The following is a 20,293-nucleotide window of genomic DNA, read 5'->3' on the forward strand; positions in this document are numbered from 1 at the left end:
GCACGAGGGACGTCGACGCGAAGGGGACAGCCCGATCCCGTGGGCGGCTTCTACCCCGTGGAGACACTCTTCTCTGTCCGATCCGCAGAGAGAAAGCGCACCAACCGCATGACCAAGAAGACCCGCGACCTCATCATCGCCTCCTCCGACTGGACCATCCCCGCCGAGGACGGCGTCCACCGCCGCACCATCGTCAAGGGCGCAGCGTGGACCGTCCCCGTCGTCGCCATGTCCGTGGCCACACCGGCCGCCGCAGCATCCGACTCGCCGACACTCGCCTTCACGCAGGCGAAGTACACCGGCACCGGCTGCGCCACCATCACGAGCGTGCAGGTGAAGCGCACGACTGACGGGACCACCGCGGACCCGGGCAAGGTCGTGACCGTGACCCTCAGCGACGGGTACACGTTCGCAGACGGCACGACGAGCTACTCCGGGACGACAAACGCGAACGGCCTGATCACTCTTCCGGACATCAAGGTCCCCGCGAAGGGCGGCGACAGCAGCTTCGGCGCGTCGTCCGACACGCTTTCCGCGTCGGCACCCGTCTCGAGCACCTCGACGTCATCGTTGTACCGTCGGAACCTCACGACCGGCTCGGTCGACGGACCGGACACGGTCCCCGGCGACTCGACTGTCGTGGGTAACTACGCGTCCCTTGCTCCCGACGGCACCCTCCACGAGTTCGACAACGCGACTGCGGTAGCAAAGAAGGTCACGTCGGCCGTCAGCCAGGTGGGAAACAACGGAAACCGCTACGTCACGTACATCATCGGCACCACCCTTTACCGGAAGAACCTCAACACGGGGACTTCCGACACGACGGACACCATCCCCGCCGACTCCACCGTCGTCGGCAATACCGTCTCGCTCGCCCCGGACGGTACCCTGCACCAGCTTGGCGAGAAGACTGCGATCGCCACCGGCGTCACCTCTGCCCTGGCAGAGATCGGCGGTAACAACGGGACGTACGTCACCTACATCGTCGGAACGAGCCTCTACCGGAAGACCCTGAGCACGGGGGCCGTCAGCGATCCGGACACCGTCCCCAAGGACTCGATCGTGGTCGGAAATACCGTCTCACTCGCTCCCGACGGCACCCTCCACCAGCTCGGAGTGACGACCGCGATCGCGACCGGAGTCACGTCTGCAGTCGCCCAAATCGGTTCGAACAATGAGACCTACGTCACCTACATCGTCGGGACGAGCCTCTACCGCAAGAATCTGAGCACGGGGAAGGTCGACACCTCGGACACCGTGCCCGCGAATTCGACCGTCGTCGGAAACCTCACTTCCCTTGCCCCCGATGGCACGCTCCACCAGCTCGGCACGACGACGGCAATCGCCACCGGTGTCACCTCTGCGGTCGCCGACATCAATCCCGCGAACAATGATTCCTACGTCACCTATGTGAAGCCGGCCTGCTGAGGACGATTCGATCCGGAGCGTGATCACTCAATCGGTCGGCTTGGAACGCCGAAGGACCACTCCGTAGAACCAGCTGACCGCTACCACCACAGATCAGTGGGGGCCGCCGAACCATCCCGGTTCGACAGCCCCCACTTCTCCATGTCTACGGCCTTCTCTTCCGCCAGCGGGCATCGGCGGCGAGACGGAGGTCGCCGTCACCCGAGAGAACGGCCATGCCCTGCCGAGAAGCCGCTCGGCTGTCGCTTCTTCCCGACTTCTCTGCGGAATCGTCCCGATCACCGCCTCCACGGTTCCGCCGACGCGTGTCCACCGCGAACCATGAGGGCCGTCCGCATTCGACAAGCCCTGGAGGCCCTATGAACGACTCGACCCCCCGCACTCCCCGCGAGATCCGCATCGACGACGGCTGGACCATTCCCGCCGAAGACGGGGTCCACCGCAGAACCCTGGTGAAGGGCAGCGCCTGGACCGTCCCGGTGCTGGCCCTGTCGGTGGCGACCCCCGCCGCAGCAGCCTCGGGCTCGCCCACCCTCGCCTTCACGCAGTCCTCCTACAGCGGCAAGGCCTGCGGCACGATCACCGGGGTGCAGGTGAAGCGGACGACCGACGGCAGCACCGCCGACCCCGGCAAGGTCGTGACCGTGCGGCTCGCCGACGGCTACACCTTCGCCGACGGCTCGACCACGGTCTCGCGCACGACCGGAACCGACGGCCTCGTCACACTCCCGGACATCACGGTCCCCTCAACGGGCGGCGACAGCGCGTTCAAGGCGGCCTCGGACTCGCTGACAACCTCCGCGCGGGTCTCGTCGACCGCGTCGGACAAGACCGGGATCTACCTCTACGACTACAAGAACAGCGCCAAGGACAGCACCGGTCCCATCAAAGATTCGGCGAAGGCGATCAAACTCATCTCCACTAACGGAGGCGGCGCCTTCATCTACCAGAACTCCGACGGCTCGCTCCACACCAGCGACGGCGGAATCGTCAAAGGCACCACAAGCGGAGTCGACACCGGCGCCGGCCTCGTCTCCATCACCAACGAACTCTACTGCTACAAGAAATCCGACGGCATCTACTTCTACAACTACAAGACCGGAGCCACCAGTGGACCGGTGAAAGACTCCTCGGACGCGATCAAACTCATCTCCACGAACGGAGGCGGCGCCTTCATCTACCAGAACTCCGACGGCTCGCTCCACACCAGCGACGGCGGAATCGTCAAAGGCACCACAAGCGGAGTCGACACCGGCGCCGGCCTCGTCTCCATCACCAACGAACTCTACTGCTACAAGAAATCCGACGGCATCTACTTCTACAACTACAAGACCGGAGCCACCAGTGGACCGGTGAAAGACTCCTCGGACGCGATCAAACTCATCTCCACGAACGGAGGCGGCGCCTTCATCTACCAGAACTCCGACGGCTCGCTCCACACCAGCGACGGCGGAATCGTCAAAGGCACCACAAGCGGAGTCGACACCGGCGCCGGCCTCGTCTCCATCACCAACGAACTCTACTGCTACAAGAAATCCGACGGCATCTACTTCTACAACTATAAGGACGGCTCGACCAAGGGTCCGCTCGACTCCTCGGCAACGGCGCAGACGCTCATTTCGTCGAACGGAGGGGCCGCCTTCATCTTCCAGAACACGGACGGCACTGTCCGCACCAGCGACGGCAAGATTGTGCCCGGTGCCGCCTCCGATGTCGACAAGGGTGCCGACCTGGTCTCACTCACCGCCGAACTGTACGCCTACAAGAAGTCCCCCGCCTGCAGCTGACGGGAGCGCGCCTATCCCTGCTGAGACGAGCAGCGCACGGACATCAGCGCGGCGGTCGGGCCACAGCGCCCGGCCGCCGTGCTGCCGTTACTTCTCCCGGATGCTCCGCCACAGCTGAACCACCCCGATGCTCCCGGGACCCGTCGCAGCTCCGAACCTATTCGCAGATGGCCGCGGCGAGCTCCGGATCCGGGTCTTCGCTGAGCACGATGATCAGGGCCTCGAGAGCCGCCTCCGCCTGCTGCCGCGCGCCGGGTCTCGGCCGTCGACGCGCGGCGGCACCGGCGGCTCGGAGCAGCTCGCGGTGCGCCTGGAACACCTGGTCCTCGCTGTGCACGGTCGCCATCAGGTGCCGGATGTCGGTGAAGTAGCGGTAGAGGCTCCCGATGGAGACACCTGCCCGCTCCGCGACGTCGCTCGTCGCCGGCCAGGCACCGCGATGCTCCCGCACGAGTTCACGCGTAGCGTTCACGAGCGCATCGTAGGTGTGCCTCGCCCGGGGCTGTAGGGGGGTGATGATCGAATCACGCTCAGTCGTCGTCACGATGTCGAGCGTGCCTGAATCCGGGACGTCGTGCGCGCGGTGGCGCCATATGCAGGAGGACCCGCACCCCCTCACGCGGCGGTCGCGGACGGCGGAGCGGATGGCGTTAGCCGCTCCGGTTCAGGTCGATCGCGCGAGAGGCGGTGCGCAGCGCCCGCAGCGAGCGGAAGCCCGACAGTGCTGCGACCCTCTCCAGCTCGACGGCGGACGGCGAGCGCCGACGATCCAGCATCCGACGAGCCGCGGCCACTCGTTCGCGCCGGATCTCGGTGAGAGGAGTGCTGCCGATCGCGGCGAACGCGCGATGCAGTAGCGCGGGCGAGACGGCGAGCGCGGTGGCGAGGGCCGTCACGCTGAAGTCCGCCTCCGCAGCGCGGCGGCCGATCGTCTCCCGAGCCCTGCGCAGGAGTGCGGCGTAGGGCCCGGCGACCTCGCTGCCGTAGTCGGCGCAGCGCAGCGCCCCTCCTGCCGCCGCCTCGATTCACGTCTCTGAGGTGCTGCCACTCGGAGCAGTCGATGCTCGAGGCGATCGTGAGGGTGAGGGAGCTCGCGCTCACGAGGAGGCGCAGGGTCCCCGTCTCGGCCGAGATGCGGGTCGGGACGGTGCCGTTCTCGACCGCGTACCGGCCGGTGAACCGCTCCCCCAGCTCCACCTCGACAACACCGTAGGGTCCGACGCTGCGCAGCTCCACGCGGCAGTCCCGCGGCATCGCCAGCGCGTCGCCCTTGTCCAGGTCCCAGCTCTCCGCGCCCCGGGTGACATGCACGCCCCCGTCCACCACGATCAGCAGCGCTACTCCGCTCCCGCTCGAATGCCGGATGAGCGACGGGGCGTTGTGATAGAAGCGGCCCAGCGAGAATTCGTCGATGACGACCCAGTCACCCACGACACGCAGATTCGACGACGTGACCGCAACGCAGTAGTTCTTCGCGGCCAGCCACTCCGCGGCCTCCTCCCGGACGAGGGACATTCCGCTCTCCCGCCGGACGTCGTGACAGGACGGCATTCGGACCTCCGTGCGGCGGATCAGGACAGAGCAGCCGTTCCGGGTGCTCCCCTCATGATGCGCAGGCCGCGACGGCCGCCCCCGCGAGAGGGCGCCTCGCTACCGGATCCTCTCGGAGAACGACCCGGATCCTCTCCGATCGGCTTTCCAGTTCCTTCGCGGCGCCGGAGTATCCCCACGATGTGAAGCGTCCTGATCACCGAGCACATCGGAGTACTGCATGAAGAAGCCGACCACCACCCGCACCATCACCCTGAGCGAGGGCTGGAGCATCCCCACTGAGAACGGAGTCGGGCGTCGGACCCTGGTGAAGGGAGCCGCCTGGGCTGTCCCCGCGGTCGCCGTCACCACCGCCACGCCCGCCGCCGCCGCCTCCGGATCGCCGACGCTCGCCTTCACCCGGTCCTCGTACAGCGGGACCGCCTGCGGCACGATCACCGGGGTGCAGGTCAAGCGCACGACCGATGGAACGACCGCGGACCCGGGCCGCTCCGTGACGGTGAAGCTCGCCGACGGCTACACCTTCGCGGATGGAAAGACCTCCTACACCGGGACGACCGGCTCCGACGGGCTCATCACGCTTCCGGATATCTCGGTCCCGGCCCGCGGCGGGAAGAGCACCTTCGCGGCGACGTCGGATTCGCTCTCGGCCTCGGCTCCGGTCTCGGCCGACCCCTCCGCCGACAGCGGCCTCTACGTCTACGACGCGGGCTCGGGCCAGACCTCCGGGCCGGTGAAGAACTCGGCGGACGCGATCAAGGTCGTCGCCGTCAGCACCTCGGCGGACCTCGTGTTCCAGAACTCGAACGGCACGATCTACGGCGACGACGGCACTGCCCAGAAGGGCACCGATTCCGGCGTGGACACGAAGGTCGACCGCGTCTCGATTCGGACGAACAGCAATGCCGAGGTGTGGTTCAAGAAGTCCGACGGGCTGTACAAGTACGACGCGGGCAGCGGCGCTGTCTCCGGACCGGTCAAGGACTCGGCGAAAGCGATCAAGGTGATCTCGACGTCCGGGCGGGGGTCGCTCGTGTTCCAGAACTCCGACGGGAGCATCCACGGCGACAACGGCGCAGTTCAGACGGGCACCGAAAAGGGAGTCGACACCGGCGCCGACCTGGTCTCCATCCGCACCGTCGACGGCCAGGACCAGGTCTGGTACAAGAAGTCCGACGGCCTCTACGTCTACAACGCCGGCACCGGAAAGACCTCCGAGAAGCCCGTGGCGAATTCGGCCGACGCGATCAAGATCATCTCCCGCTCCGGGTCTGCGGCGCTCGTGTTCCAGAACTCCGACGGGAGCATCCACGGCGACAACGGCGCAGTTCAGACGGGCACCGAAAAGGGAGTCGACACCGGCGCCGACCTGGTCTCCATCCGCACCGTCGACGGCCAGGATCAGGTCTGGTACAAGAAGTCCGACGGCCTCTACGTCTACAACGCCGGCACCGGAAAGACCTCCGAAAAGCCCGTCAAGGACTCGGCGGACGCGATCCGGATCGTCTCGAGTCCCGGATCAGCGGGACTCGTGTTCCAGAACTCGGACGGGAGCATTCACGGCGACAACGGCTCGGCGCAGCCGGGGACGGCCTCCGGCGTCGAGACAGGAGCGGATCTGGTCGCGATCCGGCTGATCAACGGTGCCCACCAGGTCTGGTACAAGAAGTCGCCGCCCTGCAAGTGATGCTGATCACCGCGATTCCTCCAGCGCTGCTGTAGCGCCGCGCGGCGTCGCTGTGACTGCGGCTGCCCGCCCTTGTCGTGGTGGGCAGCCGCAGCCGTCCCCTGTCGCCGCGGGCGCTTGCCCGTGCCGAGGAGCGCGTTCTAGCGTGGAGGGATGTCGGATGCGAAGGAACGGGCCGCCCGGTACCGGGTCAGCGGCGCGGTCGGGGAGGAGCCGGAGCAGCCCGTCTTGCCGGAGGACCCGAGCGAACGGGCGGTGTTCGTCGAGACGGCGATCCAGCTCGCGATCCGCCGGGGCGATGTCGACGATCTGCCGGGCTCGGGCAAGCCGCTGCCGGACCTGGGCGCGGCTCACGACCCGGACTGGTGGATCCGCCGCAAGATCGAGCGCGAGAACCTGACCGGGATCGGCCCGGCCGCCTTCCTCCTCCGCTCCGAGGACCGCACGCTCCACGAGCGGCTCGACCGCCTGCACCGCGAGGACGAGGTGCGCGCCGAGCTCGCCGACTTCAACACGCGGGTGATCGAGGCGCGGCGGCAGCTGCTCGGCGGACCGCCCGTCGTCACGCCGCTCCGGGACGTCGACGCGGAGGTCACCGCCTGGTCCGAGCGCCGCGCCGCCCGCACCGCGGCGGCCCTCGCGCGCGCTGAGGCCGAACCCGAGCGCCGCCGCCGGTGGTGGTCGCTCCGGCGCTAGTCGGACTCCGACTACCTCGCAGCCGAGGCCGTCGCCGCGTCAGGGTCGACACGCGCGTGCCCGGCGTGGATCTGCTGTCCGACGGTGTGGTGGAGCGTGCCTCCGTCTACACCGTCACCGCGTGGCAGCTGGCGACCGGACTGCGGCTGCTGCGCCGTCCCCGGAGGGCGGTCGGCTCCACCGCTCCGGCGACGTGATCACCGCTCCTCGCGTCGCTGTGTCGAACGCGGCCCTGCGTGCGGTGAACACGATGGCGGATCATCCGCTGCCCGCGATGCTCCGCGAGGGCCTGGTCGCGACGGTTGCGAGCGACGACCCGCCCTACTTCGGCGGCGACGTCGACGGGAATGACCGCGCGCTGGTGGAGGAGCTGGGCATGGACGACGCGCAGCGGCCTGATCACCACCGGCGTGCTGCACCTCGGACGCTGACCCTTCAGCGGTTGTCGCGGCGGTAGCGAGCCTCTCGGCCGGCGATGTGCAGACCGAGTCCGGAAACCCCCGCGGCGAACGCGACGAGCACAGCGACGAACGCGATCTCCTCGCCCGCTCCGACGGCGACGGCGAGTCCGATCAGCGCGAGGGCGACCACCACGGCTCCGACGATCTCCAGCACACTCCATCCGGTCATAGCCCCAGCGTGCGGGCGTCGCGGTCCGACCGCAAGGGGAGAGCGAGCGCCCGACCCCGCAGGAACCACGCTCGCCCCGCGCCCGCACCCGCACCTAGGCTCGACCGCGTGACCGCCTCCGCCCCGCACCCCCACCCGCAGCCCCGACCCCGCGACGTCGTCGGCATCATCGGCCTGGTGCTCGCGATCGTGCTCGTCCTCGCGCAGGTCGCGCGGACGGCGCTCACCACCACCGTCCCGGTCCTCGCGTATCGGGGCGGCCTCGACACCACCCAGATCGGCGCGCTCTTCGCCGCTCTCGGAGTCATGATGCTGGTGCTCGCGACCGCGACCGCGCTCGTCGGCGTGATCGGCGTCGTGCGCCGGGACCGCCCGCGGCTGCTCTCGGCCATCACCCTCGGTGTCGGCGCGAGCGTCGCAATCGTCGAGCTCGGCGCGCTGGTCGTCCCGCCCCTGGTCGGCCTCTCGCTCCAGTCCTGACCCGCGCCACGGGCCCCGCGGTCGAGCCCGACCGCCCGCCGCGATACGCCAGGATGGACCCATGACGACACGCGTGGACGGCCTCTTCGTCTACCCCGTGAAGGGTCTGACTCCGCAGCCCCTCCCCTGTGTCGCGCTCACGGCCGGCCGCGGCGTCCCCTTCGACCGCACGATCGCGCTCGCCCGTCCCGGCGGTGCCTACCGGCCGGGGATGCGGCACGGCATCTCCAAACGCGAGTACTTCGTGCTCGTCGCCGAGGCCCGCCTCGCCGGCCTGAGCACGCACCTCGACCCCGAGAGCGGCGTGCTCACGATCGATGTCCGCGGGCACCGGGTTCTCACCGCCGATCTCGGCACGGAGGAGGGGCGCGCCGCGCTGCGCTCCTTCGCCGCCCGCGTGCTCGACCTGCCACCCGGCGTCGAGCCAGTGATCGCACAGGACGAGGGTCGCCGCTTCACCGATTCCGCCCGCAGCTCCGACGTCGAGATGGAGTACGTCTCGCTGATCAATCTGGCGAGCGTGCGCGACCTCGCCGATCGCGCCGGCCGGAGCATCGACCCGCTGCGGTTCCGCGGCAACATCCACCTCGAGGGGCTGCCCGCCTGGAGCGAACTCGATCTGCTGGGGCGCGAGCTGACCGCGGGCGGATTGCGGTTGCGGATCACGAAGGCCACCGAGCGATGCGCCGCGACCGAGGTCGAGCCGGGCACCGGACGGCGCGATCTGCCGGTGCCGCGGCTGCTGCACGACACCTACGGCCACGAACTCCTCGGCGTCTATGCGGAGGTCCTCGACGGCGGCACGCTCACTGTCGGCGACGAGCTGGTGCTCCGTGGCTGAGCTGCGACTCGTGGTGGCCGAGCGGGAGGCGCTCACCTCGGCCGTCACCCGCTTGGTCCTGCGCAGCGCGGACGACGCGCCGCTGCCCGGCTACTCGGCCGGCGCGCACCTCACGCTCACCACTCCGTCCGGTGATCGCCGCAGCTACAGCCTCGTCGAGCCCGGATCCGCGCAGCCGCCGCAGTACACGATCGCGGTCCGCCGCGAGCCGGAGGGCCGGGGTGGATCCCGGAGTCTCCACGACGACGTGCGCGTCGGCGACGTGCTCGCCTCCGCGCCTCCCGCGAACACCTTCGCGCTCCAGCCCGCCGCCCGGTACCTCCTGATCGCCGGCGGGATCGGCATCACCCCGATCCGCGCGATGGCCGCCGAGCTCCGCGAGCGGGGCTCGGCCGTGCAGGTGGTCTATCTCAGCCGCACCCCGGAGGACACCGCCTGGCTCGACGAGTTCTCGGCCGACGGCTCCCTCGTGCACCACAGCTCGGTTCACGGCCGGCTCGACCTCTGGCCGCTCGTGGCCGAGCCCGACGAGGACGCCCGCGTCTACTGCTGCGGTCCGTCCGCCCTGATCGACGACGTCCTCGCCCTCACCGTGCACTGGCGCCCGAGCCGGATCCACGTGGAGGACTTCGCGGGCGTCGACGCCCTCGGCGGCCGGGCGTCCCCCTTCACCGCTGTCTGGGAGCCGACCGGCGCCGCCGTCGAGGTCCCGGCCGACCGCTCGCTCCTCACAGCGCTCCGCTCCTGGGGGATCGATGTCGATTCCTCCTGCGAGTCGGGCACCTGCGGCACCTGCCGCCTCCGCCTGGTCCGCGGCACGGCGGAGCACCGCGACCTCGTGCTGACCCCCGAGGAGCAGCGCGACTGGATCATGCCGTGCGTCTCGCGCGCCGCCGACGACGAGCTGGTCGTCGGCCCGGAGTGACGCGGCCGGGCGGACGCTGCACAGCGCTCGCGCGGACGCGAGCACGCGCGGCGGCCGAGCGCACCCCCTCGCCCGACGCGCCACCGCTGCCTAGGCTCGTGCCGTGACAGCGGAGACGGACGTGCTCGTGGTCGGCGGCGGTCCGGTCGGGCTTCTGCTCGGCGCGCTCCTGGCGCGGGACGGAGTCGGCGTGCAGGTGTGGGAGCGGCGTCCGGCCGTGCCGCACGGCTCGCGGGCGATCGGCATCCACCCGCCCTCGCTCGACGCATTCGCCGCCGTCGGCGCCGATGTGCCCGTGCTGGCCGAGGCCACCCGCGTCCGCGAGGGCGTCGCGCGCAGCCGCGGGCGCACCCTCGGCACGCTCTCGTTCGCGAGCGCCTCCGCGACGCATCCCTACGTCGTGACGCTCGACCAGCACCGCACCGAGGCGATCCTCCGCGAGCGGCTGGAGGCGGCGGCTCCGGAGGCGCTTCGCCCCGGACTCGCGCTGACCGGCCTGCTGCGCCGTGGCTCCCGGGTCGAGGTGACCGGAACCGGGCCCGGCGGCGAGCCGGTCTCGGTCTCCGCCGCCTTCGTCGTCGGCGCGGACGGCGCTCGCAGCACCGTCCGCGAGCTACTCGGGATCCGCACCACCGGCCGCGACTATCCCGACCGTTACGTGATGGGCGACTTCACCGACCCCGAGCCCGCCGGTCTCACCGGCACCGCGCTGGTCGACGTCGGCCCGGCGGGAGTGGTCGAGTCGTTCCCGCTGCCGGGCGGGAGGCGCCGCTACGTCGCGCTGAGCGGCCCCGACCGCTCACTCGGTGCTCCCGCGTGGCGGCCGGAGGAAGCCCCCGACCAGGAGGCGGCGCTCGCCCTGGCCGTCACCGTCCGCGACCGGACGGGCGCCGAGGCCGATCCAGCGACCTGCACGATGCTCAGCGGCTTCGGGGTGCGGCGTCGCGAGGCCGAGCGGATGGGCGTCGGCCGCGTCGTCCTCATCGGTGACGCCGCTCACGAGATCAGCCCGATCGGCGGGCAGGGTATGAACCTCGGCTGGCTCGACGCCGCAGAGCTCGCTCCCCTGCTCGCCGGTGCCGTCCACCGCGGCGAGGGCGGACCCTGGCCCGACTTCGCTCGGCGCCGCACCATCGCGGCCCGTCGCGCGGCGCGTCAGGCGGAGGCGAACATGGCGCTCGGACGTCCGCTCGGTGTGCTCGCTCACCGCGGCCGCGAGGCGTTCCTCCGCACGGCGCTCGCCCTGCCGACCTCGGATCTGCTCGCCCGCGTCTACGCGATGCGCTGGTCCTGAGCGGCGGCCCGGCCGTTCAGCCGATCAGTCGCGCGCCCGCAAGCCCGAGCTCGACCACCAGCACCAGCGACGCCGCGATGACCAGCCGGAACAGCGTCCGCGTCGGCGGCCCGGTCAGCACCAGGCGGATGCCGGCGGCGGCGAGCACGATCACCGCGAGCGTCCCGAGCACCGCGAGCACCACTCCCGTCCCGCGCACGGGCTGGTCGCCGACGAGCTGACCGCCGAGCACGAGTAGCGCCGCAACCACCAGAGAACCGAACGCGACCACTCCCGAGAGCCGCAGCCCGAGACGGTGCGGGAATCCGCGAACGCCCGTGGCCTCGTCGTCGACCAGGTCGGGGAGCACGTTCGTGCAGTGGATCGCGATGCCGAACACCGCTCCGGTCGCCATCGCCCACCAGGCAGGGAGTCCTCCGTCGCCCGCCGCGACCGCGACCACCGGCAGCAGCCCGAAGGCGACCACGAACGGAGCGACCGACCAGAGCGTGCGCTTGAGCCCCGCATCGTAGGCCCACCCCGCGGCGACCAGCACCAGGTGAGCGATCGCGGCGACCGGCCCCAGCAGCAGCGAGACCAGCACGGCCGCCGCTGCGGTACCCAGGGCAGCCCCGCGGACCGTGCCCACGCCGATCAACCCCTGCGCGACCGGCTTGTCGGTGCGCCCCACCGCCCGATCGCGGTCGGCGTCGATCCAGTCGTTCGCCAGCCCGATCGAGAGCTGCCCGAGCAGCACGGCGAGCGCCACCAGCACGACCAGCCCGAGCGGATGCCCGGACGCTGAGGCGATCACGGTCGCCAGCACGGTGACGGTCACGGTCGGCCCGGGGTGCGAGGAGGCCAGCAGGAGTCGCACCCGGGACGTCATCTTGCCAGCCTACGGTCGCCGCGGTGCTGCTGGGCGTCAGCCTCGTCGCGAGCGCCGGGCCGCACGGTCGGCGAAGGCGTCCAGCGCCCGGATGACGTCGTCGGCGATCCAGAGCCGGTTCCGCCGGTACGAGTTCGCAGTGCGCAGGACGCCGACCTCGGTGAGTGCATCCAGAGCGCGGTAAGTCCCCGCTGCGGAGATCCCAAGCCGCTCGGCCACCAGGGTCGAGGACAGCACGGGCTGCTCGAGCGCGAGGTCCGCGACACGCCTGGCCGAGTGATGCGGGCGCAGGCCTCCGATCCGGTCGATCCACCCCGCACGGACCTCCTCGAGGTCGGCGACGAGGACGCGACCGTTGCCGACAGCGAAAACCGAGGCGGCACTGAAGGCGAGAACCATGGCGTCGGCGTCGCCCTCACGGTAGGCGCCGAGCGCTGCGTAGTAGGCGTCCACATCGTGCAGGAGACCGGCGGAGATGGGGATGGTCAGCGTCGTCGTCAGGCGCGCTGCCCGGAGCATCGCCTGGACGAGGGCGCGGCCGGTCCTGCCGTTGCCGTCGGGGAACGGGTGGATGGTCTCGAACTGCGCGTGGGCGAGTGCGGCGTGCGTCAGGGCGGGGACGTCCGTGCGGGCGACGAACGCGATCAGGTCCTCGATCGCCGACTCCACCCGCTCATGCCGAGGAGGGACGAAGGCAGCCCCGTGGGGGCTGACGCCGGATCCGCCGATCCAGACCTGCTCGTCCCGGTAGCGGCCGGTCAGTTCGGGGCGGTGATCGGCCAGCAGCGCGGCGTGCAGGTCGATCACGCTTCGAGAGTCGAGGCGGTCCGCGAGTGCGAGGGCCGCCTGCAGGGCGCGGACGTTGCGGACGATGAGGGACGCGTTGCCGCTGTCCCGCTCCCCGATCTCAGTCTCCGCGATCGCCCGCGCACCGCTGGTGAGGTTCTCGATCTGCGAGGACGACGCCGATTCGCTGCGGAGCAGGATGGAGGCGAACGGGAGCAGAGAGAACCCGACCTCTGCGTCGAACCGAGTGAGCAGCGCCGATGCGTCCGCCGCCTCGGCGACGACGGCCGGACTGATCTCGACCGGGACCTCCGCGAGCAAGGGCGGGACAGCCGCTTGGTACTCGCCCCTGCTGGCCTCCCACTGTCGTCGCGTGAGGAGTTCGCGGGGCGTCTTCGACGCCCAGGCTAAGGTCTCGTAGTGCACGGGCGGCCATTCGCTCATGAGAACAAGGGTAGTTCTTACTCTCACTTGCAGCCAGAAGTGAGAACATGGCTTTCCTTACTCTCACTTCTGGGCAGAAGTGAGAACAACGACGTCGGCACGCTCGCTCCTGGCGAGGAGAGAGGACGCCTGTCGCGTTCTCGCTGCGGCCCGCGCTTTCAGGGTCGGCGCGCGGTGTCCGCATCCGCCCGTACCGGGAATGGCCCGGCCTGGGGCAGGGTTGCACCACCCGGCACCCCGACTCAGGAAGAAGGCCTCGTGGACCTCGTGCACTGGCTGTTCGACGCGCAGATCGTCCTCGGCGATCAGACCGTGCTCTGGCGGGAGGTCATCGGTAACGTCTTCGGGCTGCTCAGCGCTCTTGGCGGGATGCGGAGGAAGGTCTGGGCCTGGCCCGTCGGCCTGGTCGGCAACGTGCTGCTGTTCACGGTCTTCATGGGTGCCCTGTTCGGCACGCCGAACCCCGTCACCCTGCTCGGCCAGGCCGGGCGGCAGGTGATGTTCATCCTGGTCAGCATCTACGGCTGGTACCGGTGGACGCACCGCCCGGACGACTCCGCGACCCTCATCGAGCCGCGCTGGGCGTCCTGGCGCACACGCGGCCTGCTGGTGCTCGGCATGGTCGGCGGCATCGCGGTGCTGACGCCCGTGTTCCGCGCGCTCGGCTCCTACGAGCCGGTCTGGAGCGACGCGTGGATCTTCGTCGGCTCCGTCCTCGCCACCTACGGAATGGCCAAGGGCTGGGTCGAGTTCTGGCTCATCTGGGTGGCGGTCGACCTGGTCGGCGTGCCGCTGCTGTTCTCGGCCGGCTACTACGCATCCGGGCTGATGTACGTCTTCTACGGCGCGTTCACCCTGGTCGGCTTCTTCGTCTGGATGCGGCAGGGCACCCGCCCGTCCGCCGCTGCGGTCACGGTCGGCTAGCTCTCGCCAGGAACGGACGCCATGTTTCCCGAGGACAGTGCCGTGCTCGACTGCTGGTTCGCGCCCACGCCGAAGTCGGCCTGGCCGATACCCACTCCACAGGTGCACATGCGGCAGGGCAGAGGCTCCGTGCTGACCGGCCGATCGCCTGCACGTCTGATTGGATGTGCAGATGACCGAGGACCTCGAACCAGCCGCCGAGCTGTTCAAGGTGCTCTCCTCGTCCTCACGACTGCGCCTCTTACGGGCGCTCGCGGCCGAACCATCGACGGTCGGGCACCTCGCCGAGAGCACCGGGCTCTCGCAGCCCCTCGTCTCGCAGCATCTGCGTACCCTCCGGGCCGCCGGTCTGGTCGCGGTCGAGCGAGTCGGCCGCGAGGCGCACTACTCCGTCGCCGACACTCACGTCAGCCACATCGTGGACGATGCGGTGCGGCACGCTCTCGAGAGCTGACCCGCCCGGGACCTCGAGCAATTGGCGCGCCGCAGACCGAGGATTCTTCGTTATATCGGCCTCGCTCGGAGGCACGTAAAGTGTGCTCACACGCGCCCGCGGACGGGCGAGTCGCCCGCGAGGGCGCCCCGGTCCAGCGTCGGAGGCGCCGATCACAGAGAGCCGCGGTGCCCCGATGCCGGAAGACAAGCCCGCGTCGCGGGCGCCGAGCATCTACGACGTCGCCCGCGCCGCCGGGGTCTCGCACCAGACGGTCTCCCGCGTCCTGAACGACCATCCCAGCCTGCGCGCCGAGACCAAGAAGCGCGTGCTCGACGTGATGGCCGAACTCGACTACCGCCCCAACCTCGCCGCGCGGGCGCTGGTCACCAGCCGCACCCGCACGATCGGGGTGCTCTCGTCGCAGAGTCTGCAGTACGGCCCCGCGTCGAGCATCCAAGCCATCGAAGTCGCGTCGCGCGACGCCGGATACCTGGTCGTCACGGCGAACGTCGACGGCACGGACGGCGCGTCCATCCAGGCGGGAATCCGCCACCTGCTCAACCAGGCCGTCGAAGGACTCGTGGTCGTGGCCCCGCAGATCCGGGTGTTCGACATCCTGTCCGGAGTTGCGCTGCGTATCCCGCACGTGACCCTGCAGACGAGCGAGGACGACCGCGACGACGCACTCTACGTCGACCAGATGGCGGGCGCCCGCATCGCCACCGGCCACCTGATCGACCTCGGACACACCGAGATCGTGCACCTCGCTGGACCGCAGGACTGGATCGAAGCGGAGGCGCGGATGCGCGGCTACCTCGCCGAACTCGATCACCGCTCTGTCCCGCTGCGCCCGCCGATCCTGGGCGACTGGAGTGCCGAGCGCGGGCACCGCGTGGGCCTGGAGCTCTCGCGCTTCATCGACTTCACCGCGGTCTTCGCCGGCAATGATCAGATGGCGCTCGGGCTGATGAGCGCGTTCCACGAGCGCGGCGTCCGCGTCCCCGAAGACGTCAGCGTGATCGGCTTCGACGACATCCCGGAGGCGGCGTTCTACTGGCCGCCGTTGACCAGCGTCCGCCAGGACTTCGTCGAACTGGGACGTCGGTGCGTGGCCGCCCTGCTCAGCCTGATCGAGGGCGGGCGGCCGGAGGCGGGCGCGCCCATCGCGCCGCAGCTGGTCGTGCGCGGGTCCACGGCCGTTCCCCGCTCGGTCAGCGCCCGCGCCGCTCGCGCCTGATCGGCGAGCCCCGCGCCCGTTACCGAGTCGAGACGTCAGCGTTGACACGAAGGGCACCGGCGGGGCTAGCATGACGCAATGTGATCGCTCACATGGCATCACATCTCCGCCCCGATTCCGAGGGCGGCCCTGCATCCACTGCATTCAATGACGAAGGAATCACAGTGACCACAATGAAGCGCGCTCTCATCGCCGGTATCGCCGGCGGAGCGATGATCCTTTCTCTCGCCGCCTGCTCCTCCGGAACCGGTGGCGGCTCGGGCTCGGGATCCGGTGACGGCGGCCTCGTCGGCGTCGCGATGCCGACCAAGTCGTCCGAGCGCTGGATCGCTGACGGCAACAACGTCAAGTCGCAGCTCGAGGAGGCCGGTTACCAGGTCGACCTGCAGTACGCCGAGGACGACATCCCCACTCAGGTCTCGCAGCTCGAGAACATGATCACCAAGGGCGCCAAGGCCCTGATCGTCGCGTCGATCGACGGCACCACGCTCACAAGCGTCCTCGAAGAGGCCAAGGCCAACGACATCCCCGTCATCGCCTACGACCGCCTCATCCGCGACTCCGAGAATGTGGACTACTACGCCACCTTCGACAACTACAAGGTGGGTGTCCAGCAGGCCACCTCGCTCCTCGCGGGCCTCGGTCTGACCGACCTCACCGGCGCGAAGGCCGCCGCCGCCCCCGCCGGACCCTTCAACGTCGAGCTGTTCGCCGGAAGCCCCGACGACAACAACGCCACCTTCTTCTTCAACGGCGCAATGGACACTCTGAAGCCGTACATCGACGACAAGACCCTCGTGGTCAAGTCCGGCGAGACCGACTTCAACACCGTCGCCACTCTTCGCTGGGACGGCGAGGTCGCCCAGAGCCGCATGGAGGACATCCTCACCAAGACGTACTCCGACGGCTCCAAGGTCCAGGGCGTCCTCTCGCCCTACGACGGCCTCAGCCGCGGCATCATCTCGGCTCTGACCGACGCCGGCTACACCGTCGGCTCCGACTTCCCGATCATCACCGGTCAGGACGCCGAGCTCGACTCCGTCAAGGCGATCATCGCCGGTGAGCAGTACGCGACCATCTACAAGGACACCCGCGAACTCGCCAAGGAGGCCGTGACGATGGCCCAGGCCGTCCTCGAGGGCACGGAGCCCGAGGTCAACGACACCGACACCTACGACAACGGCAAGAAGGTCGTCCCGTCCTTCCTGCTCGACCCGGTCATCGTCACCAAGGACCAGATCCAGTCCGTCCTCGTCGATGGCGGCTACTACACCGACGCCGAAGTCAACGGCTGATCCGAACGCGGCCCTCAGCGGGGCGATCTGCGGCGTTGTCGTCGGTCGCGATACCTCCGGTATCGCTCCCTTCTCCGCCTTTCAGCTCACCCCGCTGAGAACCGCGGGGACGGTTCCGGGGACGGAAACGGTCTGAACTCGCGTCACCTGCGGTGACGAGCACACTTGCGCCGGGCCTCCGAGAGGGGGCCCGGCTCTACGAAGGAAGGGAGGCGGCGTGACTACGAACATCCTCGAGATGCGCGGCATCACCAAGACGTTCCCGGGCGTAAAGGCGCTCCAGGACGTCACGCTCAACGCACAGCGCGGCGAAGTCCACGCAATCTGCGGGGAAAACGGCGCCGGTAAGTCGACGCTGATGAAGGTCCTGTCGGGCGTGTACCCGCACGGCACCTACGAGGGCGACATCGTCTTCGAGGACGAGGTGATGCAGTTCGCCAGCATCCGCGACTCGGAGGCGAAGGGCATCGTCATCATTCACCAGGAGCTGGCGCTCAGCCCCTATCTCTCCATCGCGGAGAACATCTTCCTCGGCAATGAGGTGCGCGGTTTCGGCGGTCTGATCGACTGGAACAAGACCAACCAGGAGGCCGCATCGCTGCTGGCCCGGGTCGGTCTGCGCGAGAACCCGACCACCAAGATCCTCGACATCGGAGTCGGAAAGCAGCAACTCGTCGAGATCGCGAAGGCGCTCTCCAAGCGGGTCAAGCTGCTCATCCTCGATGAGCCCACTGCGGCCCTGAACGACGAGGACTCGGACCACCTGCTCGACCTGATCCTGCACCTCAAGGAGCAGGGAATCACGTCGATCATCATCAGCCACAAGCTGAACGAGATCAAGAAGATCGCGGACACCGTCACGGTCATCCGTGACGGCAAGACCATTGAGACGATCGCGCACGACGACGTCACCGAGGACCGCATTATCAAGGACATGGTCGGCCGCGACCTCGACCATCGTTACCCGGACCACACTCCGCACATCGGTGAGGAAATCCTGCGCGTGGTCGACTGGACGGCCCACCACCCTCAGGACCCGAACCGCGTCATGGTCGACAAGGTCAACCTGACCGTGCACCGCGGCGAGATCGTCGGCATCGCGGGCCTCATGGGCGCCGGGCGCACCGAGTTCGCAATGAGCCTCTTCGGCCGCTCCTACGGCAGCCGCATCTCGGGTCAGGTCTTCAAAGCCGGCAAAGAGATCAAGATCCGTAACGTCTCGGAGGCGATCGCCCACGGCCTCGCCTACGCCACCGAGGATCGCAAGCACTACGGCCTCAACCTGATCGACGACATCAAGCGAAACATCTCGCTCGCCTCGCTCGACAAGGTGGCCCGCGGCGGACTGGTCGACGACAACCGCGAATTCGAGGTCGCCAACGAGTATCGCGGCAGCATGAACATCAAGTCGCCGACCGTGCTCGCCAAGACCGGGAAGCTCTCCGGCGGTAACCAGCAGAAGGTCGTCTTGTCGAAGTGGATCTACTCCGACCCGGACGTCCTCATCCTCGACGAACCCACCCGCGGCATCGACGTGGGAGCGAAGTACGAGATCTACACCATCATCAACCGGCTCGCGGCGCAGGGTAAGGGGATCATCGTCATCTCCTCCGAGCTGCCGGAACTGCTCGGCATCTGCGACCGCGTCTACGCGCTGTCGGAGGGCCGGATCACGGGCGAGCTGCCCATCGCCGAGGCGACGCCCGAGGCGGTCCTCACCCTCATGACTCAGGAGAAGCAACGATGACCGATCTGCAGAACGAACCGTCCACCGCGGCGGGAGCGCAGGTGAAGCCCACGGAGAACGCCTTCACCAAGCGCCTCAGCCACGTGCTGGGCGACCTCGGCAAGAACGGCATCTTCATCGCCCTGATCGTGGTGGTGCTGCTGTTCGAGGTGATGACCGGCGGTATTCTGCTCCGCCCGCAGAACATCTCCAACCTGATCGTGCAGAACGGCTACATTCTGATCCTCGCCATCGGCATGGTGATGGTGATCGTCGCCGGGCACATCGACCTCTCGGTCGGCTCGGTCGCGGCGTTCGTCGGAGCGATCTCGGGCGTCTTCGCGGTCACCATGGGTCTCCCGTGGTGGCTGTCGATCGTCCTCTCCCTCTTGATCGGCGCGGCCGTCGGAGCGTGGCAGGGCTTCTGGATTGCGTACGTCGGGATCCCGGCGTTCATCGTGACGCTGGCGGGCATGCTGATCTTCCGCGGTCTGGCGCTCGTCGTCCTGGGCAACGCGAACATCGGCTCCTTCCCCACCGAGTACCGCGCGCTGGGCAACGGCTTCCTCACCGATCTCTTCGGCGAGACCGAGCTCGACCCGCTGTCGCTCGTCATCGGCGCGCTCGCGATCGTCGCCTTCACCGTGCAGTCCGTGCGCACCCGCCGCGGCCGGCAGAAGTACGCGCAGAGCGTCGAGCCGGGGGCCTGGTTCGTCACCAAGCTCGTCCTGGTCGCCGTCGTGATCGGCGCCTTCTCGTTCGCGCTGGCCACCTTCAAGGGCATCCCGGTCACCCTGATCGTGCTCGCCGTGCTCGTCCTGATCTACGGCGTGGTCATGAACCGCTCGGTGTTCGGCCGTCACGTCTACGCCATCGGCGGCAACCTGCACGCCGCGGAGCTCTCGGGCATCAAGACCCGCAACGTCACGTTCTGGCTGTTCGTCAACATGGGTGTTCTGGCGGCGCTGGCCGGGCTCGTCTTCACCGCGCGGCTCAACCTCGCCGGACCGAAGGCTGGCGACGGCTTCGAGCTCGAGGCCATTTCAGCCGCGTTCATCGGCGGTGCGGCCGTCCAGGGCGGCGTCGGCACCATCGGCGGTGCGATCATCGGTGGTCTGATCATCGGCGTCCTCAACAACGGCATGTCGATCATGGGTATCGGCATCGAGTGGCAGCAGGCGGTCAAGGGCCTCGTGCTCCTGCTCGCGGTCGCCTTCGACGTCTACAACAAGCGCCGCTCGGGCGGACGCTAGGCCCT

21 protein-coding genes are annotated in these 20,293 nt (G+C 69.1%); 16 read left to right on the plus strand and 5 right to left on the minus strand.

The window, feature by feature from the left end:
• Positions 1-108: 108 nt before the first annotated feature.
• Together A6122_RS11515 and A6122_RS11520 are read left to right on the plus strand one after the other, a co-directional pair.
• On the plus strand, positions 109-1,428 hold the full coding sequence (locus tag A6122_RS11515; RefSeq protein WP_104261924.1) for an autotransporter outer membrane beta-barrel domain-containing protein: 1,320 nt from the start codon (positions 109-111) through the stop codon (positions 1,426-1,428).
• 359 nt (positions 1,429-1,787) lie between these two features.
• Entirely contained in the window at positions 1,788-3,215 is a 1,428-nt protein-coding gene (locus A6122_RS11520) for a ligand-binding sensor domain-containing protein (RefSeq protein WP_068255048.1), read from the plus strand.
• A gap of 157 nt (positions 3,216-3,372) precedes the next feature.
• Here the strand turns inward: A6122_RS11520 and A6122_RS16995 are convergent, their stop codons facing one another.
• Together A6122_RS16995 and A6122_RS16670 are read right to left on the minus strand one after the other, a co-directional pair.
• Positions 3,373-3,687 (minus strand): TetR family transcriptional regulator, encoded by a 315-nt coding sequence (locus A6122_RS16995; RefSeq protein WP_167542378.1) that lies wholly within the window; start codon positions 3,685-3,687, stop codon positions 3,373-3,375.
• A gap of 178 nt (positions 3,688-3,865) precedes the next feature.
• Positions 3,866-4,111 carry a helix-turn-helix domain-containing protein gene (locus tag A6122_RS16670; RefSeq protein WP_104261926.1) on the minus strand — a complete coding sequence of 82 codons (246 nt, stop codon included), beginning with the start codon at positions 4,109-4,111 and terminating at the stop codon, positions 3,866-3,868.
• An 875-nt stretch (positions 4,112-4,986) separates the two neighbouring features.
• On the opposite strand from A6122_RS16670, the gene A6122_RS11535 reads away from it, so the two are divergent.
• The 4 genes from A6122_RS11535 (at position 4,987) to A6122_RS17495 (ending at position 7,606) form a co-directional block, all read left to right on the plus strand.
• Positions 4,987-6,453 (plus strand): ligand-binding sensor domain-containing protein, encoded by a 1,467-nt coding sequence (locus A6122_RS11535; RefSeq protein WP_068255051.1) that lies wholly within the window; start codon positions 4,987-4,989, stop codon positions 6,451-6,453.
• Between the two features lie 153 nt (positions 6,454-6,606).
• Positions 6,607-7,149: a DnaJ family domain-containing protein gene (locus A6122_RS11540; RefSeq protein WP_068255056.1), complete on the plus strand. Its 543-nt coding sequence runs from the start codon at positions 6,607-6,609 to the stop codon at positions 7,147-7,149.
• A gap of 65 nt (positions 7,150-7,214) precedes the next feature.
• Positions 7,215-7,346 carry a hypothetical protein gene (locus A6122_RS17490; protein ID WP_257722298.1) on the plus strand — a complete coding sequence of 44 codons (132 nt, stop codon included), beginning with the start codon at positions 7,215-7,217 and terminating at the stop codon, positions 7,344-7,346.
• Entirely contained in the window at positions 7,343-7,606 is a 264-nt protein-coding gene (locus tag A6122_RS17495) for a hypothetical protein (protein ID WP_068255059.1), read from the plus strand. The genes A6122_RS17490 and A6122_RS17495 overlap by 4 nt, the downstream gene beginning before the upstream one ends.
• On the opposite strand, the gene A6122_RS11550 is transcribed toward A6122_RS17495, so the two are convergent.
• On the minus strand, positions 7,585-7,779 hold the full coding sequence (locus A6122_RS11550; protein WP_068255060.1) for a hypothetical protein: 195 nt from the start codon (positions 7,777-7,779) through the stop codon (positions 7,585-7,587). The two genes, A6122_RS17495 and A6122_RS11550, sit on opposite strands and share 22 nt — an antisense overlap.
• Positions 7,780-7,887: 108 nt before the next feature.
• Here A6122_RS11550 and A6122_RS11555 point away from each other — a divergent pair, with 108 nt between their 5' ends.
• The 4 genes from A6122_RS11555 (at position 7,888) to A6122_RS11570 (ending at position 11,319) form a co-directional block, all read left to right on the plus strand.
• The gene (locus tag A6122_RS11555; RefSeq protein ID WP_068255061.1) at positions 7,888-8,259 is read left to right on the plus strand and encodes a hypothetical protein; all 372 of its coding nucleotides are present in this window, start codon (positions 7,888-7,890) and stop codon (positions 8,257-8,259) included.
• A 61-nt stretch (positions 8,260-8,320) separates the two neighbouring features.
• Positions 8,321-9,100 carry an MOSC domain-containing protein gene (locus A6122_RS11560; protein ID WP_068255062.1) on the plus strand — a complete coding sequence of 260 codons (780 nt, stop codon included), beginning with the start codon at positions 8,321-8,323 and terminating at the stop codon, positions 9,098-9,100.
• The gene (locus tag A6122_RS11565) at positions 9,093-10,025 is read left to right on the plus strand and encodes a PDR/VanB family oxidoreductase (RefSeq protein WP_068255065.1); all 933 of its coding nucleotides are present in this window, start codon (positions 9,093-9,095) and stop codon (positions 10,023-10,025) included. Before A6122_RS11560 ends, A6122_RS11565 begins: the two co-directional genes overlap by 8 nt.
• Before the next feature lie 103 nt (positions 10,026-10,128).
• Positions 10,129-11,319: an FAD-dependent oxidoreductase gene (locus tag A6122_RS11570; RefSeq protein WP_068255068.1), complete on the plus strand. Its 1,191-nt coding sequence runs from the start codon at positions 10,129-10,131 to the stop codon at positions 11,317-11,319.
• A 16-nt stretch (positions 11,320-11,335) separates the two neighbouring features.
• Here the strand turns inward: A6122_RS11570 and A6122_RS11575 are convergent, their stop codons facing one another.
• Together A6122_RS11575 and A6122_RS11580 are read right to left on the minus strand one after the other, a co-directional pair.
• Positions 11,336-12,187, minus strand: coding sequence for a UbiA family prenyltransferase (locus A6122_RS11575; RefSeq protein WP_068255071.1), 852 nt, complete (start codon positions 12,185-12,187; stop codon positions 11,336-11,338).
• Between the two features lie 36 nt (positions 12,188-12,223).
• Complete coding sequence (locus A6122_RS11580; RefSeq protein WP_068255074.1) at positions 12,224-13,417, minus strand: Fic family protein; 1,194 nt, start codon at positions 13,415-13,417, stop codon at positions 12,224-12,226.
• Between the two features lie 258 nt (positions 13,418-13,675).
• Between A6122_RS11580 and pnuC the strand changes: the two genes are divergently transcribed.
• The 6 genes from pnuC to mmsB all read left to right on the plus strand — a co-directional run bounded on the left by pnuC (position 13,676) and on the right by mmsB (position 20,288).
• Entirely contained in the window at positions 13,676-14,341 is a 666-nt protein-coding gene (gene pnuC / locus A6122_RS11585) for a nicotinamide riboside transporter PnuC (protein WP_068255076.1), read from the plus strand.
• A gap of 172 nt (positions 14,342-14,513) precedes the next feature.
• On the plus strand, positions 14,514-14,795 hold the full coding sequence (locus A6122_RS11590) for an ArsR/SmtB family transcription factor (RefSeq protein WP_068255080.1): 282 nt from the start codon (positions 14,514-14,516) through the stop codon (positions 14,793-14,795).
• Between the two features lie 175 nt (positions 14,796-14,970).
• A complete protein-coding gene (locus tag A6122_RS11595; RefSeq protein ID WP_068255088.1) occupies positions 14,971-16,014 on the plus strand; it encodes a LacI family DNA-binding transcriptional regulator in 1,044 nt (347 codons plus the stop codon).
• 173 nt (positions 16,015-16,187) lie between these two features.
• On the plus strand, positions 16,188-17,309 hold the full coding sequence (chvE, locus tag A6122_RS11600) for a multiple monosaccharide ABC transporter substrate-binding protein (protein WP_068255095.1): 1,122 nt from the start codon (positions 16,188-16,190) through the stop codon (positions 17,307-17,309).
• A gap of 217 nt (positions 17,310-17,526) precedes the next feature.
• A complete protein-coding gene (mmsA, locus tag A6122_RS11605; protein ID WP_068255099.1) occupies positions 17,527-19,056 on the plus strand; it encodes a multiple monosaccharide ABC transporter ATP-binding protein in 1,530 nt (509 codons plus the stop codon).
• The gene (mmsB, locus tag A6122_RS11610; protein WP_068255102.1) at positions 19,053-20,288 is read left to right on the plus strand and encodes a multiple monosaccharide ABC transporter permease; all 1,236 of its coding nucleotides are present in this window, start codon (positions 19,053-19,055) and stop codon (positions 20,286-20,288) included. Before mmsA ends, mmsB begins: the two co-directional genes overlap by 4 nt.
• Positions 20,289-20,293: the final 5 nt, after the last annotated feature.

This window comes from Rathayibacter tritici, assembly GCF_001641005.1.
Classification (GTDB): Bacteria; Actinomycetota; Actinomycetes; order Actinomycetales; family Microbacteriaceae; genus Rathayibacter; species Rathayibacter tritici.

Coding starts and splice junctions, on each gene's coding strand:
- A6122_RS11515 (WP_104261924.1), top strand. CDS start 109: ATGACCAAGAAGACCCGCGACCTCATCATCGCCTCCTCCGACTGGACC.
- A6122_RS11520 (WP_068255048.1), top strand. CDS start 1,788: ATGAACGACTCGACCCCCCGCACTCCCCGCGAGATCCGCATCGACGAC.
- A6122_RS11535 (WP_068255051.1), top strand. CDS start 4,987: ATGAAGAAGCCGACCACCACCCGCACCATCACCCTGAGCGAGGGCTGG.
- A6122_RS11540 (WP_068255056.1), top strand. CDS start 6,607: ATGTCGGATGCGAAGGAACGGGCCGCCCGGTACCGGGTCAGCGGCGCG.
- A6122_RS11550 (WP_068255060.1), bottom strand. CDS start 7,779: ATGACCGGATGGAGTGTGCTGGAGATCGTCGGAGCCGTGGTGGTCGCC.
- A6122_RS11560 (WP_068255062.1), top strand. CDS start 8,321: ATGACGACACGCGTGGACGGCCTCTTCGTCTACCCCGTGAAGGGTCTG.
- A6122_RS11575 (WP_068255071.1), bottom strand. CDS start 12,187: ATGACGTCCCGGGTGCGACTCCTGCTGGCCTCCTCGCACCCCGGGCCG.
- A6122_RS11580 (WP_068255074.1), bottom strand. CDS start 13,417: ATGAGCGAATGGCCGCCCGTGCACTACGAGACCTTAGCCTGGGCGTCG.
- A6122_RS11590 (WP_068255080.1), top strand. CDS start 14,514: ATGACCGAGGACCTCGAACCAGCCGCCGAGCTGTTCAAGGTGCTCTCC.
- A6122_RS11595 (WP_068255088.1), top strand. CDS start 14,971: ATGCCGGAAGACAAGCCCGCGTCGCGGGCGCCGAGCATCTACGACGTC.
- chvE (WP_068255095.1), top strand. CDS start 16,188: ATGAAGCGCGCTCTCATCGCCGGTATCGCCGGCGGAGCGATGATCCTT.
- mmsB (WP_068255102.1), top strand. CDS start 19,053: ATGACCGATCTGCAGAACGAACCGTCCACCGCGGCGGGAGCGCAGGTG.